This is a genomic window from Vibrio sp. LQ2, assembly GCF_023920125.1.
Lineage (GTDB): Bacteria > Pseudomonadota > Gammaproteobacteria > Enterobacterales > Vibrionaceae > Vibrio > Vibrio fluvialis.
On sequence record NZ_CP085308.1, the window covers coordinates 1670039 to 1684249 of the forward strand.

Annotated in this window: 13 protein-coding genes; 9 read left to right on the forward strand and 4 right to left on the reverse strand. The window is 52.7% G+C overall.

Translation table 11 applies throughout. The features are described from left to right. Positions 1-10: 10 nt before the first annotated feature. On the reverse strand, positions 11-238 hold the full coding sequence (locus LGV68_RS07820) for a DUF2909 family protein (protein ID WP_020328834.1): 228 nt from the start codon (positions 236-238) through the stop codon (positions 11-13). Here LGV68_RS07820 and LGV68_RS07825 point away from each other — a divergent pair. Genes LGV68_RS07825 through cyoE form a run of 4 tightly spaced genes read left to right on the forward strand, consistent with a single transcriptional unit; the run spans position 237 to position 3477 of the window. Further along, positions 237-974, forward strand: coding sequence for an SURF1 family protein (locus tag LGV68_RS07825; protein WP_252536461.1), 738 nt, complete (start codon positions 237-239; stop codon positions 972-974). The genes LGV68_RS07820 and LGV68_RS07825 overlap by 2 nt on opposite strands. Next, positions 971-1513, forward strand: a complete 543-nt coding sequence (locus LGV68_RS07830) for a hypothetical protein (RefSeq protein WP_032080884.1) — start codon at positions 971-973, stop codon at positions 1511-1513. Before LGV68_RS07825 ends, LGV68_RS07830 begins: the two co-directional genes overlap by 4 nt. 19 nt (positions 1514-1532) lie before the next feature. After that, positions 1533-2588 (forward strand): COX15/CtaA family protein, encoded by a 1056-nt coding sequence (locus tag LGV68_RS07835; RefSeq protein ID WP_202644288.1) that lies wholly within the window; start codon positions 1533-1535, stop codon positions 2586-2588. Then, positions 2581-3477 carry a heme o synthase gene (gene cyoE / locus LGV68_RS07840; RefSeq protein WP_202644289.1) on the forward strand — a complete coding sequence of 299 codons (897 nt, stop codon included), beginning with the start codon at positions 2581-2583 and terminating at the stop codon, positions 3475-3477. The genes LGV68_RS07835 and cyoE overlap by 8 nt, the downstream gene beginning before the upstream one ends. A gap of 17 nt (positions 3478-3494) precedes the next feature. Here cyoE and LGV68_RS07845 read toward each other — a convergent pair whose 3' ends face one another. Continuing rightward, on the reverse strand, positions 3495-4559 hold the full coding sequence (locus tag LGV68_RS07845; protein WP_252536463.1) for an MBL fold metallo-hydrolase: 1065 nt from the start codon (positions 4557-4559) through the stop codon (positions 3495-3497). 189 nt (positions 4560-4748) lie between these two features. On the opposite strand from LGV68_RS07845, the gene LGV68_RS07850 reads away from it, so the two are divergent. Then, a complete protein-coding gene (locus tag LGV68_RS07850) occupies positions 4749-5357 on the forward strand; it encodes a TetR/AcrR family transcriptional regulator (RefSeq protein WP_038127576.1) in 609 nt (202 codons plus the stop codon). Positions 5358-5530: 173 nt separating this feature from the next. Further along, positions 5531-6583, forward strand: a complete 1053-nt coding sequence (gene aroG / locus LGV68_RS07855; protein WP_020328841.1) for a 3-deoxy-7-phosphoheptulonate synthase AroG — start codon at positions 5531-5533, stop codon at positions 6581-6583. A gap of 51 nt (positions 6584-6634) precedes the next feature. On the opposite strand, the gene LGV68_RS07860 is transcribed toward aroG, so the two are convergent. Continuing rightward, on the reverse strand, positions 6635-7972 hold the full coding sequence (locus LGV68_RS07860; RefSeq protein ID WP_154183038.1) for an MATE family efflux transporter: 1338 nt from the start codon (positions 7970-7972) through the stop codon (positions 6635-6637). Positions 7973-8132: 160 nt separating this feature from the next. Here LGV68_RS07860 and LGV68_RS07865 point away from each other — a divergent pair, with 160 nt between their 5' ends. The 3 genes from LGV68_RS07865 (at position 8133) to LGV68_RS07875 (ending at position 13212) form a co-directional block, all read left to right on the forward strand. After that, a complete protein-coding gene (locus tag LGV68_RS07865) occupies positions 8133-9107 on the forward strand; it encodes a sensor domain-containing diguanylate cyclase (RefSeq protein ID WP_222750332.1) in 975 nt (324 codons plus the stop codon). A gap of 118 nt (positions 9108-9225) precedes the next feature. Continuing rightward, on the forward strand, positions 9226-10305 hold the full coding sequence (locus LGV68_RS07870; protein ID WP_252536468.1) for a beta-eliminating lyase-related protein: 1080 nt from the start codon (positions 9226-9228) through the stop codon (positions 10303-10305). Between the two features lie 21 nt (positions 10306-10326). Next, positions 10327-13212 carry an alkaline phosphatase family protein gene (locus LGV68_RS07875; RefSeq protein ID WP_252536470.1) on the forward strand — a complete coding sequence of 962 codons (2886 nt, stop codon included), beginning with the start codon at positions 10327-10329 and terminating at the stop codon, positions 13210-13212. A 27-nt stretch (positions 13213-13239) separates the two neighbouring features. Here the strand turns inward: LGV68_RS07875 and LGV68_RS07880 are convergent, their stop codons facing one another. Continuing rightward, a complete protein-coding gene (locus tag LGV68_RS07880; protein ID WP_252536472.1) occupies positions 13240-14160 on the reverse strand; it encodes a DMT family transporter in 921 nt (306 codons plus the stop codon). Positions 14161-14211: the final 51 nt, after the last annotated feature.

Genomic DNA, 14211 nt, shown 5'->3' on the forward strand with positions numbered 1-14211 from the left:
ATTTTTAAGATTAGTAAGGCGTGGCATTCGGATGTAGCCAGCCACTCAGGAGAGCGAAAATGAGCAGAATCACCACCAATGCCGAGAACATCAAACGGCGACCGAGATAGTAGCTCATCGGGCGTTCTTCTTCACCCTCTTTGGGTTCACTCACCATTCGAATCAGTGCGCGGGCCAGATTGAATATGATGAACAGTAAAAGCAAAACCAAAGCAATTTTTACAACCAGTGGCAGCATGGCGGCTCCTTCAAGGCGTGTGTGGTCGGGCAAAATCTGGGTGGGTGCTGTATTAACTGTGGTCGTGTTTGCGCTGCTGGTCAAATTGGGCTTTTGGCAGTTGGGGCGTGGTGAAGAAAAGCAGCGTTTAGAAGCCAGCCTGGCCGCGCGAGCGCAGATGGCTCCGCTGAGTTTGGCGGTGGCGCTCGAACGTTACCCCATGACCGATCTCACCGGGTTACGGGTTACGGTGACGTTTGACCCGCATACCGACGCGACATTCCTGCTCGATAACCAAACGTTCGACGGCAAAGTGGGCTATCTCGCCTATCAACTGGCGAAACAACAGGATGGACACTGGATGTTGATTGAACGCGGTTTTGTGCCAGCGGGGAACGACCGACGCGTGCTACCGAAAGTGGACTGGCTCTCTGAACCGCAGACGCTGACCGGGCGTTTGTATGCCCGTTCTCTTAATCCACTGAGTTCCTCATTGGGTCTGGAAGCGGGCAATCCGCACCGGATTCAGAACCTCAACATGGACGAGTTGTCGCAGTGGCTTGGTACGCCGATTCTGCCGTTGGCATTTCAGCCACAGCAGACGAACTGGCCCTATCCGCAACCTTGGCAGCCACTGGCGATGAGCGCGCAGAAGCATTTCGGCTATGCCTTGCAGTGGTTCACCATGGCAGCAGTTCTGGCCGTGATCGCGCTGGTCATTGGCTTAAGAGTTTGGCGAGCAAGGAGGCATCAATGACATCAAAAAATAAAGGCCGCTTGATTCTGATCGGTATCGCACTGTTCTTTGCGCTACCCGCGCTGGTCGCTCAGGCAGTACTCTCCAATCACTGGTATCAGTCCGGTGCAACCAACAAAGGTCAACTGATTGAACCGCGGGTCACTATGTCTTCGCTCGGAGTATTTAACCCGCTTGAACAGGTGAGTTGGCAAATGGGGTATGTGGTGCCCGCGCATTGTGCCGCGGAATGTCAGCAGCAGATTTACTTGCTGGCCCAAAGCCATACGGCGCTTGGCAAAGAACAAGGCCGAGTCACGCCAGTACTGCTGGTGAGCGATCAAAGTGACATGACGGCGCTTGGTGGCAGTGTGCTCAAACAGATTCCGGTGAACACGCAGTTTATGCAGCACGTCGAAGCCGGAGATGTTGTGATCGTCGACCCGCTCGGTCAGTTGGTGATGCGTTTTGCCGAGCCGGAAGCGTCACAACAAATCGCGCAGAGCCGCAACGTGTTGGCGGATTTGCGTAAGCTGCTCAAGTTATCGCGCGTCGGCTGAACACATCAGGGAGGGTGGTATGTCGAATAAAACGCACAGTCTCGCAATCTCTACCCCAAGCGTCAGTTGGCTGAATCTGGTTCGCTTGAGTCTCGTACTTACGCTCGCGGTCATCGCGCTCGGCGCGTATACCCGGTTATCTGATGCGGGGCTGGGATGTCCGGATTGGCCCGGTTGTTACGGCCATTACACTGTGCCGCTTTCGCCCAGCGCGCTGCAAAAAGCCGAGTTTCTCTATCCTCATCTTGATGTTGAGCCACACAAAGCCTGGCCGGAAATGATTCATCGTTATTTCGCCGGCACACTCGGGTTGGTGGTGTTCAGCATCACCTATTTGTGTTTGCGCTATCGGCCCATTCCGATGACGCTGCCGCTGATGATTGCAGCCATCGTGGTGTTTCAGGCGCTGCTGGGCATGTGGACGGTGACACTCAAACTCTTGCCGCTGGTGGTGATGGGGCATCTCATTGGCGGGTTCAGCCTGCTGAGCTGTTTGTGGCTGCTGTATTGGCGCCTGAAGGCGGTCGTATCAACGCCGGCTTCCCACGCCTTAGCACCGATCAGCCTGCGCCTGCTCGCTATGCTGTCACTCGGGGTTGTGGTTATCCAGATCATGCTCGGCGGCTGGACGTCATCTAACTATGCGGCGCTGATGTGCAGCAGCCTGCCAGTGTGTGAAGGCAATTGGAGTCAGTATCTTGATTTTCGCACTGCTTTTACGCCAGTTCATTATGGCCACGATAGCTATGAATTTGGCGTGCTCGATTACGGACCCAGACTCACTATCCATGTCGCACATCGCTTTGGCGCCATGCTGACGATTGCCGTGCTGGGATTACTGGCCTTGAGGTTACGGGCGCTCGGCTATCTCCGACCCGCCAAGATGGTGCTCGGCGCTCTGTCGGTGCAGGTACTGCTTGGCATGGGCAATGTACTGCTGAGCCTGCCGCTGACGATTGCGGTGTTGCACAACCTCGGCGCCGCGTTGCTGTTGATATCGGTACTCAAATGCAATTATCTGCTTTGGCCGCAGACGCTCGCCGTCAGTCAAACAAGGAGTGTGTCTCATGAGTAAATCTATCGCGGCGGTCCATACCGCATCAGCTTCCAGTCGCTGGCACATTTATCTCACGCTGACCAAACCGAAAGTGGTCGCTCTGATGTTGCTGACTGCATTGGTTGGAATGTGCCTCGCGCAGCCGGGGTTGATGCCACTCAAAGCGGCAGTCTTGGGGTTGTCAGGTATCGGTTTGATGGCCGGGTCAGCGGCGGCATTTAATCATCTGATTGACCGACGCATTGATGCGATGATGGCTCGCACCTACAAGCGGCCGCTGCCTTCAGGCGAGATTCAGGCCAGCCGCGTGATGTTGTTTGCCTTGAGTTTAGGCGCGTGCGGCTTTGCCATTTTGTATTGGGGAGTCAACGGATTAACTGCTTGGCTGACCTTTGCCAGCCTGCTTGGCTACGCTGTGGTCTACACGCTTTATCTCAAACGCGCGACACCGCAGAATATTGTGATTGCTGGCTTGGCTGGCGCGATGCCGCCGCTGCTTGGTTGGACATCTGTGACGGGCGAGTTGCACGCCAACGCGTGGCTGCTGGTGATGATCATCTTTATCTGGACGCCGCCGCATTTTTGGGCACTCGCGATTCATCGCAGAGACGATTATGCCAAAGCGGACATTCCGATGCTGCCCGTGACGCATGGGGTGGAATACACCAAAACTTCGATTCTGCTGTATACCTTTTTGCTGGCGTTGGTGTGTTTGTTGCCAGTGCTGGTGGGAATGAGTGGCGTGATTTATTTCGCGGCTTCGAGTGTGCTCAGCGCCGGGTTTATCTACTCTGCGTGGGCGCTGAAGTACGATCCGGACAACAGCTCGGCGATGAATACTTTCAAGTATTCCATTTATCATCTGATGATGCTATTTATCGCGTTGCTACTGGATCATTACCTCTGAGGCGCCAGCGATGAGAGTTAGTTAGACGTATTCAAACATGGCTCGGTTGCGGCCGTTGGTTCGCTCTCGTTGACGGTGCTCAGCCACCATTTTTCCAACGGTGCTGGCTCGGCGATGGCCATACGTTCACCAATCATCGGAGCGGTGACGGTTACATTCAGTGCTCGCGCCAGTTTAGTGACCTGCTCCAGTGGCTCGTACCAACGGTGCAGCGACAAATCAAACGTACTGTTGTGAATCGGCAGCATCACTTTGCCTTTCAGATCCAAATGCGCTTGCAGGCTTTCACGAGGAAACATGTGGACTTCAGACCAGAGCGCACTGTAGGCGCCAGTTTCAACCAAAGTCAGATCAAATGGTCCAAAACGATCGCCAATTTGTTTAAAGCCGCCAAAGTAACCGGAATCACCGCTGAAAAAGATCGATTTATCCTGACCTCGGATCACCCAACTTCCCCACAAGGTCGTATTGCGATCATTCAGGCCACGTCCGGAGAAATGCTGCGTCGGCGTGAAGATAAACTCTGTCTCGCCAACGGTTGCACTCTGCCACCAGCCAAACTCGCTGATTTTTTCTTGCGGCAGTCCCCATTTCACCATCAGCTTGCCCACTTCAAGTGGCACCAGAAAGCGTCCGACTTTATCGGCCAGTAGCTTTACCGCTGCTTTGTCGAGATGGTCATAGTGATCATGGCTGATCAACACCACATCAATAAAAGGCAGTTCTGAGAGAGAAATCGGTGTGTCGTGAAAGCGTTTCGGCCCCATCCATTGTACGGGTGATGCGCGGTCGCTGAAGACCGGATCGGTGAGGATCCATTGTCCGTCAAGTTTCATCAGTACAGTGGAATGGCCAAGACGATAGACAACGTCTTCGCTTTCATCGTTGAGCTGCTCAGTAGTGATCGACTGAACAGGTATCGGCTTTTTTGGCTCAGCTTCCTCGCGATCAGCGGTTAGGTAAGCCCAGGAAATGGTCAGGAAGTCGCGCATCGTGGTTTTGGTCACGACCTCGCTGTTGGCAAATTTGCCGTCGCGCATCGGAAGTTCAGTCGCCGTTGAGCAGGTTGTTTCGATATTCATATCTTCCTCCTGTGTTGTGCTGTGGCACAAACGCTTGGGTGTATCTTTAGCGATCAACATGAAGTGTTTGTGACGTTTCTTATAAGTTTTAAAGTAAACTAGTCGGTGTAGTTTACATATTGAGTGGTGAAAAGTAAACTGCTTAGTGTAATATTGACCAAAAATGAACATTCGACCAAGGCAAGAAAAATGAAAAAGACCCGCAGTGAATTGAAGCGCGAAGCCATACTATCGGCGGCGATGGCGGCTTTTCGCGAGTTTGGCGCGCAAAACACCAGCATGGATAAGATTGCCGCGATGGCACAGGTCTCCAAGCGCACGGTCTACAACCACTTCGCTTCTAAAGAGATGTTGGTCATGACCCTGCTGGCGGATCTGTGGCAAGCGACAGCGAACCTAATGGATTCAGACAAATTGGCCTCTTTGCCGTTGCATGAGCAGTTAGAACAGCTGCTGCTGAGTGAAATTGATATTCTGGCATCCGGTGAATATCTCGACTTGGCGAGAGTCGTGCTGGGGCACTATCTGTATCGTCCAGAAGAATTGACACAGCATTCCGAACAGATGGCGATGAAAGAGACTCAACTCGCCCGTTGGCTCAAGCATCAGGTGGATAATAAGCAACTGAATATTGAGGATATCGATTTGGCTAATATCCAGTTGCATAGCCTGATCAAGGGCAGCTGTTTCTGGCCACAAATCCTCGGTTTGAAACCGTCGTTATCACAGGAAGAACGTAGCAAACTGGCGCAGCAGAGTGCCCAGTTCTTTCTCAGTCATTACGGTGTAAAAAAATAATTACACATCATTTTAAGTGTAAATAATTTACACATATTGCTTTTGGTAAAAAATAATGGTTGCGCTTGGTGCTTGAAGTGGATAAGTTACGGGAAGAGCAAATGACGCTGCTTTGGGAGAGGCTATTTCCGTTCGAATAGCCAGCAGCGACAAGTAATAGGAAGAAGTAAGCGATGTACCAAACTGATGATGTAAATATTAAACGAATTAAAGAGTTGTTACCCCCAGTTGCTGTACTGGAGAAGTTTCCAGCGACTGAAGTCGCTTCTTCAACGACATTTCAAGCCCGCGAAGCTATTCACAACATTCTGCAAGACAAAGACGATCGCCTGTTGGTGGTGATTGGTCCATGTTCAATCCACGATACTGAAGCGGCTATCGAGTACGGCAAACGCCTGAAAGTGCTGCGTGATGAACTGAGCGGACAGCTCGAAGTCGTGATGCGAGTTTACTTTGAAAAACCACGTACCACGGTGGGTTGGAAAGGTTTGATCAACGACCCGTACCTGAACGACACTTACGAAATCAACGACGGCGTGCGTATCGGCCGTAAACTGCTGCTGGATTTGACCGATATGGGCATGCCAACGGCAAGCGAATTCCTTGATATGATCACTCCGCAGTACATTGCTGACTTGATCAGCTGGGGCGCTATTGGAGCGCGTACCACAGAATCTCAGGTTCACCGTGAACTGGCATCGGGTCTTTCTTGTCCGGTTGGTTTTAAAAACGGTACTGATGGCAACATCAAGATCGCAGCCGATGCGATCAGTTCAGCCAGCGCTTCGCACCATTTCCTGTCAGTGACTAAATACGGTCATTCTGCGATTGTGGAAACCGCAGGTAACCCGGATTGCCACATCATTCTGCGCGGCGGTAAAGAGCCGAACTACAGTGCAGAACATGTGGGTGAAATCAAACAGAAACTGGAAGCGTCTGGTCTGTCACAGAAAGTGATGATCGACTTCAGCCATGCGAATAGCTCGAAACAGTACCAACGCCAGATGGTGGTGGCAGAAGATGTTGCGGCGCAGATCGCAGGTGGCGAACACGCGATTTTCGGCGTCATGATTGAATCGCATCTGGTCGAAGGTCGCCAGGATTTGGTTGAAGGCAAAGCGCCAACGTACGGTCAGTCTATTACCGATGCGTGTATTGGCTGGGACGACACAGAAACTGTGCTGCGCCAACTGGCTGCCGCAGTGGAAGCGCGTCGCAATCGCTAACACTCAATGATTAAAAAAGGCGCTCAGATGAGCGCCTTTTTTGTTTTCGTATTAAGCCTGACGGACATTCATTTCGATGCGATGCAATGCTCGCTGATAGATGCTCCAGGCGGTCGCACCCGCCAGAATATTGCCGATGAACGCCCCGATAAATAGCCCTTTCAAATCGCCAATCTGCGCGCCCAGCCACAAGCAGGGCAGGAAGAAAGCAAACAGGCGAAGTGCAGAAATGGTCAGCGCGACGTAGGATTTACCCAGCGCGTTAGACACCGATACCATCAGCATACAGATGCCCAATGGCCCAAGGCTGAGCGGTACCACCGTCAGGTGCCAGTTGAGGATCGATTCCACGCTCTGTTCACTGGTCATCAGACTGGCAAGAGGCGTTGCCAGTACCAATGTCAGCAAGGCGATCAGTAGCTGGAATACCAGAATAAAACGAATCGCTATAGTCACCAGTTTTCGAATGTCAGCCATATTGCTTGAACCGAGCAGACGGCCCACCATTGGCGGCATCGACATGGTCAGTGCCAACACCGACACAATGGCAAAAAATTCAAAGCGTGAGCCCAATGCCCAGGCCGCAACAGCCGCTGTGCCGAAGCCTGCCAGTAATTTGGTGGCCAGCATTGAGGAAAGAGGCGGCAGCAGTTGGCTCAGCATTGCCGGTCCCATAATGTGACCAATGGAGCGCACACTCTGGGCAATATTCAGATCGCTCCAGTCAAACAGCATCCAATGTTTGGCCGATACCCGCGGTGCCACGATCACAATACCGATACCAAAAGCAAGAATGGTCGCAATCGCGGCGCCATTGATGCCGAGATCAAAAGTGAAGATGAACAGCGGATCCAGAATCAGGTTCAGTACGCTGGTGATCATCATCATGGTCCCTGGCAGCATGGTGTTGCCATTGGCGCGGCAAAGACTGTAGAGGAAATAGAGCACCGCGCCCGTCCACGCACTGATGACCCACCAAATCCAGTAACTATCAATGATGGTAAACACACTTTCCGGCGCGCTTAACAGCGACAAAATCGGGTGACGTAACAAGTACAGCGCTACGCCGAATACGGCGACGCCAATGCTGCCCATCGCCACGACTAAACCGCCCAGCTGCTTGGCGTATTTATCCTGACCTGCCCCCAGCGCGCGTGAAATCACGGCGGTGGTCGCGATGCCAAGACCAACCTGAATGCCGATGATGATCATCTGAATCGGCAAGGTGAACCCCTGCGCCGCCAGTGGCAGAACGCCGAGTTGGCCGATAAAAGCACTGTCGACCAGTTGGAAGCTCATCAGCGACAGCACGCCAAAGAGCATCGGCCAGGTCATCTGAAACAGCTGACGTGACAGCGAGGGGGGAGTAATTGTTTGGCGGTTTTGCATAAGAACCTATGTTTTTTTGAATTTGAACGAGCAGTTATGTCAGGTAATATGCGGTTGAAAATGTCGAAATCAACGCCAATGTTCTACGAGACAAAGGTTTACCTGATTTCGCAACTCAACTATTGTAGAACTATGTTAACAGTGTAAACGGCGAGTCGCCATGCAAATACCAGCCAAACCTCTCGACGAACAACAACGTATTGCCAACCTGCACAAACTCGGCATTCTAGATACCGCACCGGAAGAGCGTTTTGATCGTGTTACTCGCCTGGCAAGACGCCTGTTTGATGTGCCGATTGCCCTGGTGACTCTGGTGGATGAGAAACGCCAGTGGTTCAAGTCCAGTTTTGGTCTGGATGTGAAAGAGACGCCGCGGGATGTTTCTTTCTGCGGGCATGCAATTTTGGGCGATGAACCGTTTATCATCAATGACGCTGAAGTGGACGAACGCTTTGCCGACAACCCGCTGGTGACCGATAAACCTCACATTCGCTTCTATGCGGGTGTGCCACTGGTGTTCCAGGATGGTACCAAGCTCGGCACGTTGTGCATTATTGATACCGAGCCGCGTAACCTGGATCAGGACCAGATTGTCGATTTGCTCGATCTGGCCAAAATGGCGGAACGTGAGCTGTCGGCAACGCACAATGCTTCTATGGATGAGCTCACTAATATTTCCAATCGTCGCGGCTTTTTATCTCTGGTAGGAAAGAGCTTAGCGCACTGCCGTTTCAACAGCATGCCTTACAGTTTGGCGTTTTTTGACCTCAATGGTTTCAAAGAGATTAACGACAAACTTGGCCATTCCATCGGTGACGATGCGCTGCAAGATTTTGCACAGTTGATGAAACAAAGCTTTCGCGAATCGGATCTGCTTGCTCGCCTCGGCGGCGACGAGTTTGTGGTGTTTATGTCGGCGACACTGCCAGCGGATGCTGAAAACGCGATCGAACGTTTCCGTCAATCCGTAGCACAGTTTAACCACACCGCTGGTCGTCCTTATCAGCTGGCGTTTTGCAGCGGCACCGTGGCAGGGGATGGAGTGACGGATGTCAGTATCGATACCTTACTCGAACAGGCTGATCAGGTAATGTACCGTCAGAAAACACAAATTCGGGCCGCCAAAGGACGCTAATCACGCTTTGGGGTTGCTCGTTCCTCACTACGTTTCACAGTTTTAGTGCATCAGTATCGAAAATTCATTCGGGAGTGATATCGTTCTGCTTGGACGATATGCAATAGGATGAGAACGTATGGATGCCGATCTTCGCCAACAATGCCACACCTTTATCGCGGGCAACCATGAACCGGATCCGGCGACACTGTTTCGCCAGATGGCAGACTGGTGCCAGGAGCATGATGCTGTGCATGATGCTTACGGAGAAGGAAAAACCATTCAGAATTTTGAACAGCAGGTCGCTGAGCTACTGGGCTTTGAGGCCGCGCTGTTTGTGATCACGGGTACCATGACCCAGCCAACCGCGTTGCAGTTGGTGTGTCAGGAAAAACGTTGCCCGGTGGTTGCGATGCACGAAACCTGTCACATCTTTGCGCATGAAGCGCAGGGCTATCAGATGCAGCAACGCTTTCAGGTACTGCCCGTCGGCGATCGCCATCGCCCGTGGAATGTCAAAGATCTTAAAGCCTGGCCGGATGAAATTGCGGCGGCGGTGTACGAACTGCCGATGCGTGAGATTGGTGGTCAGCTGCCAAGTTGGCAACAGCTGGAAGAGGTCAAAACATACTGCGCAGAGCAGGGTATCCACCTGCACATGGACGGTGCGCGCTTATGGGAATCGGCCGCGTATTATCAGAAGAGTTATCGTGATATTGCTGAGGGGTTTAGCACCGCGTATGTCTCTTTGTATAAAGGCGTGAATGGCCTTGGTGGCTCAATGTTGCTTGGCAGCAAAGCCTTTATTCAGAAAGCGGCCGTGTGGATGCGCCGTCAGGGCGGCAACGTATATCATCGCACACCTTATGTGGTCTCGGCTGCGATGCAGTTTGAACAGCGCCTTGCGATGATGCCCGCGCTATACGAGCGCACGCAACAGGTTTATCAAATCCTGCTTGAATATCCGGAATTTGTGCTCAACCCGATTGAGCCGCAGGCCAACATGCTGCACCTCTATCTGCCACTAAGCGTCGACAATGCGATCGTACTGCGTAACCGTCTGGCGTCAGACAAGAAAATCTGGCTAGGCAACCCGCAGAGTGCACCGCAACCGAATCAATGCTTCATTGAGTGGTATGTGGGTGACCGGTTGCTCAACATGCCTGATCACCAGCTGATTGAAGTGCTGGATTGGGTGCGCGAGCAGCTTAGCCAATAACGATTTACGGAATCTCCGTCTATGTCTTATTTGAAATTGACTCATCAGACACCGCTCATTGCAGCGGTGTCTGCCTGTTTACTGGCCTCTCCCGCTCAGGCGGCGTTGGGGGACACGCCCATCATCGGCGGCGTGTTTAACTCCGCTGAGATCCTCAAAAATCAGATTGTCTCATCGCTCAGCTATTCGACCACCGTGGCGCGTGATGCCACTATTTTTACTATCGCGGGAGTGTCGCTCGATACCTACATTCTGACTTTACCGCTGGACGCGAAAGTCAAAGCTCGCGTCATTAAGCAAATTTCCGATCCGGGGTACGCCATTCCGCTCGGCTACTTCCTCTATCAGTATTACGACCGTTACACCGGGATTGAGCCGGGTGATCAGTTCAAAGCGTATCTTAGCAGCGTGTACGACGAGCAAGCGCTCAAAGGCTTTGAACACAGTCTGTATCATGTGGGTGATAAGCCGACGGATGAAACCCAGATGCGCAGCAAAGATCAGGCACATCAGGAAGGGATTAAAGTTGACCGGGATTTCATCGCGACTCTGGTGACGCTGTATGATGCGTTGGTGCAGGTGGGCGAGTGGCAAAATGTGGCTCAGTTGCCGCAGCAGTATCAATACCTGAGCGGCAGTGCGCAAGACAAAGCGTTGGTCGCTAAAATTCAACCCATAGTGGTTGGGCTGCTGGAGAAAGCCTCATCCGGCATGCAGGACGGCGATATGAAAAATGCGCTGCTGGCGGTGATGGAAGATGCCAAACCCGACAATACCAGCAAAATCAACAATAAAGCAGAAGCTGTGACCGTCAGCCTGATCGATTTTGTGCGCCTCAATGTGCTCAAAGGGTATCGTCAGTTTTTGTATCAGCAGGAGCGTACTGAACGCTTGACGGATTGGCTGGTGGATATGCTCGACAGTGACCCGACACAAGTCGCGGATTTTCTGCGTTCTCAGCAGCAGCGCCGTTTTGCGGTGCAGATTACCGTCGATGGTTTGCAACAAGGCTTGATGCAGGGGCTGGTTGACCCGAGTAAGCCATTTATCGGCGAAGTGTACCGCCGTCAGGTAAATGCGGAGTCGGTACGTTCGCCGTTGACTCATGAACAGCCTGAGCATCAGCAGCAGGTGCGTTTTATGCAAATCCTCGCCGAACAGCCGTATCACGATCCCTATTACCTGCCGTTCTTTAAGCGCCTTTATCGTAGTGAGCACAGCAATATCGTTCAGGTAGGGATTTCCTCGACGCCCACCATCAGTGTGCGCAACCTGCCGCTGATCAAAACGGGTGCGAAAGTCTCCGGCGATGGCGGTACCGGCATTCCCAATTTCCACTTTGTTGATCGCCAACAAGACCGGGCGTATTACTTCTACGGCAATGATGCATTGCAGCTCGATAAGCTGGTCGGTGAACGTCATGTCAAAACCATGTTTGATCGTTTGGACTACCTCAAAACGCTTAACTGCAACGCGCAATACGACTGGAATGCGCACGTCACGTACGATGGCTTAATCAACCTCGGTGTCGGCGAGGCGCAGCGCGATTTTGGTGAGAAACGCTGCTTGCGCGACCTTGAATCGCGGGCGAAAGTGGAGCAATCGCTGAATGGCGTGCGCGCAACACTGATTGAGCAGGTGAGTGACTATCAGGATATTTCCAAATGGGATTTCTACACTCGCCTGAGCCGCAAATGGTCGTTGCAACAAGCGCTGGCCGAATACGCCGAGCAAGACATCAACGGCTTGCCGGATTACACCCTAGTGTACAACCCGTGGCCGGATCATTTCGCGCATTTTACCGGCCCGTTCAGCGATGAAGTCATCATGCCAACGGGCGAGCTTAACCGTCTTGATTACTGGTTAGGGCGGATGGAAAGTGCTTATCGGGATGCAGGTGTGTATGAGCGCACTTTGTGGGGGATGGCGGGGGACCACGGTCTGGCGCCGGTCTATTTTGCGCTCAATCCGGAAAAGCAGATCTTCACCCCGCTGGCGAAAGAACTCGGAATCACGATTTATCTGGAGAAAATTTCCTCAGATGAAGGGGAAGGTCCGAAGCTGACCAACGCGCTCAATCCGCCTGGCTATCATCAGGTTGATGTGGTGGTTGCGTCGACCGCGGGCGGTAACTTCATGCTGGATTTCTTTAACGCCAAAGCAGGCTGGACAGTGCAGCCGGTGTATCAGGAATTGACCCAATGGCAACCCGCAGAGAGCGAGAAACCCATCGATGTGATTGCCGAGAGCGTGACCCGTCTTGGCGATACGCTGGATTATCTGGCGGTCCGCGAAAGCGCCTGCAATTTGAACCAATGTGCGGTGCGTCTGATTGGCGAGCGCGACGGTCAGCGGGTGGATGAAATTATCCGCAAGCAGGGCGACAAGCTCTATTACGCTGGCGTAAATGGTAAAGCGCGTCTGCTGGATGTACAGGTGCTCAACCCGTATCTGCCACGCCCGAGCGAGCAGGCACTCAGCCATTACGCCAAACTGGTGGATAAATGCCTGTATAAAGCGACCGCAGATCACGTCGCAAGTTGGTGTGATGCCAATCAGTGGCGAGATTTGACCCGCTTTAGCGCGCGGCCAGATTCCGTCAATCAGTTAGCAGCCATCTACGAAGAGGACCGTGCTGGCACCGTCAACCTGTTCCCGCGTGATGGTATTGGCTACAACACCAAAGTGCCGGGACGTCATGCCGGGGAAAGTTATCTGGAAAAAGATGCGTTTCTGGGCTTTTGGGGCGCGCCGGTGGGAGCCAATAAAAAGCCGCTGCTGAGTGAAGCGAACGGCTCATTGGCACCAACATTGTTTGAGTATTTAACCGGTGAACCGGTGGTGCCGGGTCAAAATGGTTGGGGTTTTCCATCGCTGCTGAATAAGCTCGATATTCACAACCAGTAACGTTTCACTCGAGGTGCTATCTCCCACTTAGCCAGACGCTGCGTTTGCGATTAACGCGCGTCTGGCTTTGTCGTTCTGATAACCCCATACGCTTGCGGCAACGGTGAGCACTCCCACCCAAGACATCAGGCTGAGCGTGGTACCAAATAGCGCGTAATCAAACAGAATCGTCAGCACCGGAATGCAGTAGAACAGCACGCTGACCTGACTGGCGGACTGATGTTTGAGCATCAGCATCAACAGCAGCAACGCGCCGGTCGACACCACCACACTCATCCACAGTAGTGAGATAACAAGCGGCGTATTCCACTGCATCTGCCAGGGTTGCGTCAGTTGGATAAGGCTGAAAATAACCAGTGCCACACTGTTCTGACACACCACAGAATCCAGATTGTCGAGCTTGATTCGGCCTTGGCAAATGGTGCCAAAAGTAATCGCCGCCAGTGCCAGTACCGCCAGACCTATCCCGCTCCAGTTCAGCGCGTCCAGTTGCGCCGACCCTGCCACCGCAAGACTCAGACCCATAAATCCAAACAGCAGAAACAGCATTGCGCGTCGGCTCTGACGCTGCCCGGTCAGCAGTGGTGTCAGGAGTGGTTGTAAGCCCAAAATGACGGTAACGATGCCCGGAGACAGACCTGTTGAGATCGCCAGAAAGTAACCACTGAGATAGCCGGCCTGCAATAGCAAGCCGGAGCCCAGTTGGTTCCACCGGGTAGCCCCAGTGGTGTGAGACAGATTGGGTCGCCAGCGGCCGCGCATCAGGCGCAGTAATAACAGTGTCAGCGTGAAAGAAATGGCCGAACGGGCAATCAGAAAGCTCCAGACGGAAGCGTGTTCTAAGCCGAGCTTGACCATCACCGCACCACTGCTCCACATCAGAAGAAACAGAATCGGCGCCAGTGTCAGCAGGGAATAAGGTTGGTTGAAACGTATTGAACGCGACATGAGACATTCTCGGTGAACAAAAATCAGTAACACCGATAGTAGAGCGATTAT

Bases quoted from the DNA above. Each gene is read 5' to 3' on its own strand.
- LGV68_RS07825 (WP_252536461.1), top strand. From the start codon at position 237: ATGGCGGCTCCTTCAAGGCGTGTGTGGTCGGGCAAAATCTGGGTGGGT.
- LGV68_RS07820 (WP_020328834.1), bottom strand. From the start codon at position 238: ATGCTGCCACTGGTTGTAAAAATTGCTTTGGTTTTGCTTTTACTGTTC.
- LGV68_RS07830 (WP_032080884.1), top strand. From the start codon at position 971: ATGACATCAAAAAATAAAGGCCGCTTGATTCTGATCGGTATCGCACTG.
- LGV68_RS07835 (WP_202644288.1), top strand. From the start codon at position 1,533: ATGTCGAATAAAACGCACAGTCTCGCAATCTCTACCCCAAGCGTCAGT.
- cyoE (WP_202644289.1), top strand. From the start codon at position 2,581: ATGAGTAAATCTATCGCGGCGGTCCATACCGCATCAGCTTCCAGTCGC.
- LGV68_RS07845 (WP_252536463.1), bottom strand. From the start codon at position 4,559: ATGAATATCGAAACAACCTGCTCAACGGCGACTGAACTTCCGATGCGC.
- LGV68_RS07850 (WP_038127576.1), top strand. From the start codon at position 4,749: ATGAAAAAGACCCGCAGTGAATTGAAGCGCGAAGCCATACTATCGGCG.
- aroG (WP_020328841.1), top strand. From the start codon at position 5,531: ATGTACCAAACTGATGATGTAAATATTAAACGAATTAAAGAGTTGTTA.
- LGV68_RS07860 (WP_154183038.1), bottom strand. From the start codon at position 7,972: ATGCAAAACCGCCAAACAATTACTCCCCCCTCGCTGTCACGTCAGCTG.
- LGV68_RS07865 (WP_222750332.1), top strand. From the start codon at position 8,133: ATGCAAATACCAGCCAAACCTCTCGACGAACAACAACGTATTGCCAAC.
- LGV68_RS07870 (WP_252536468.1), top strand. From the start codon at position 9,226: ATGGATGCCGATCTTCGCCAACAATGCCACACCTTTATCGCGGGCAAC.
- LGV68_RS07875 (WP_252536470.1), top strand. From the start codon at position 10,327: ATGTCTTATTTGAAATTGACTCATCAGACACCGCTCATTGCAGCGGTG.
- LGV68_RS07880 (WP_252536472.1), bottom strand. From the start codon at position 14,160: ATGTCGCGTTCAATACGTTTCAACCAACCTTATTCCCTGCTGACACTG.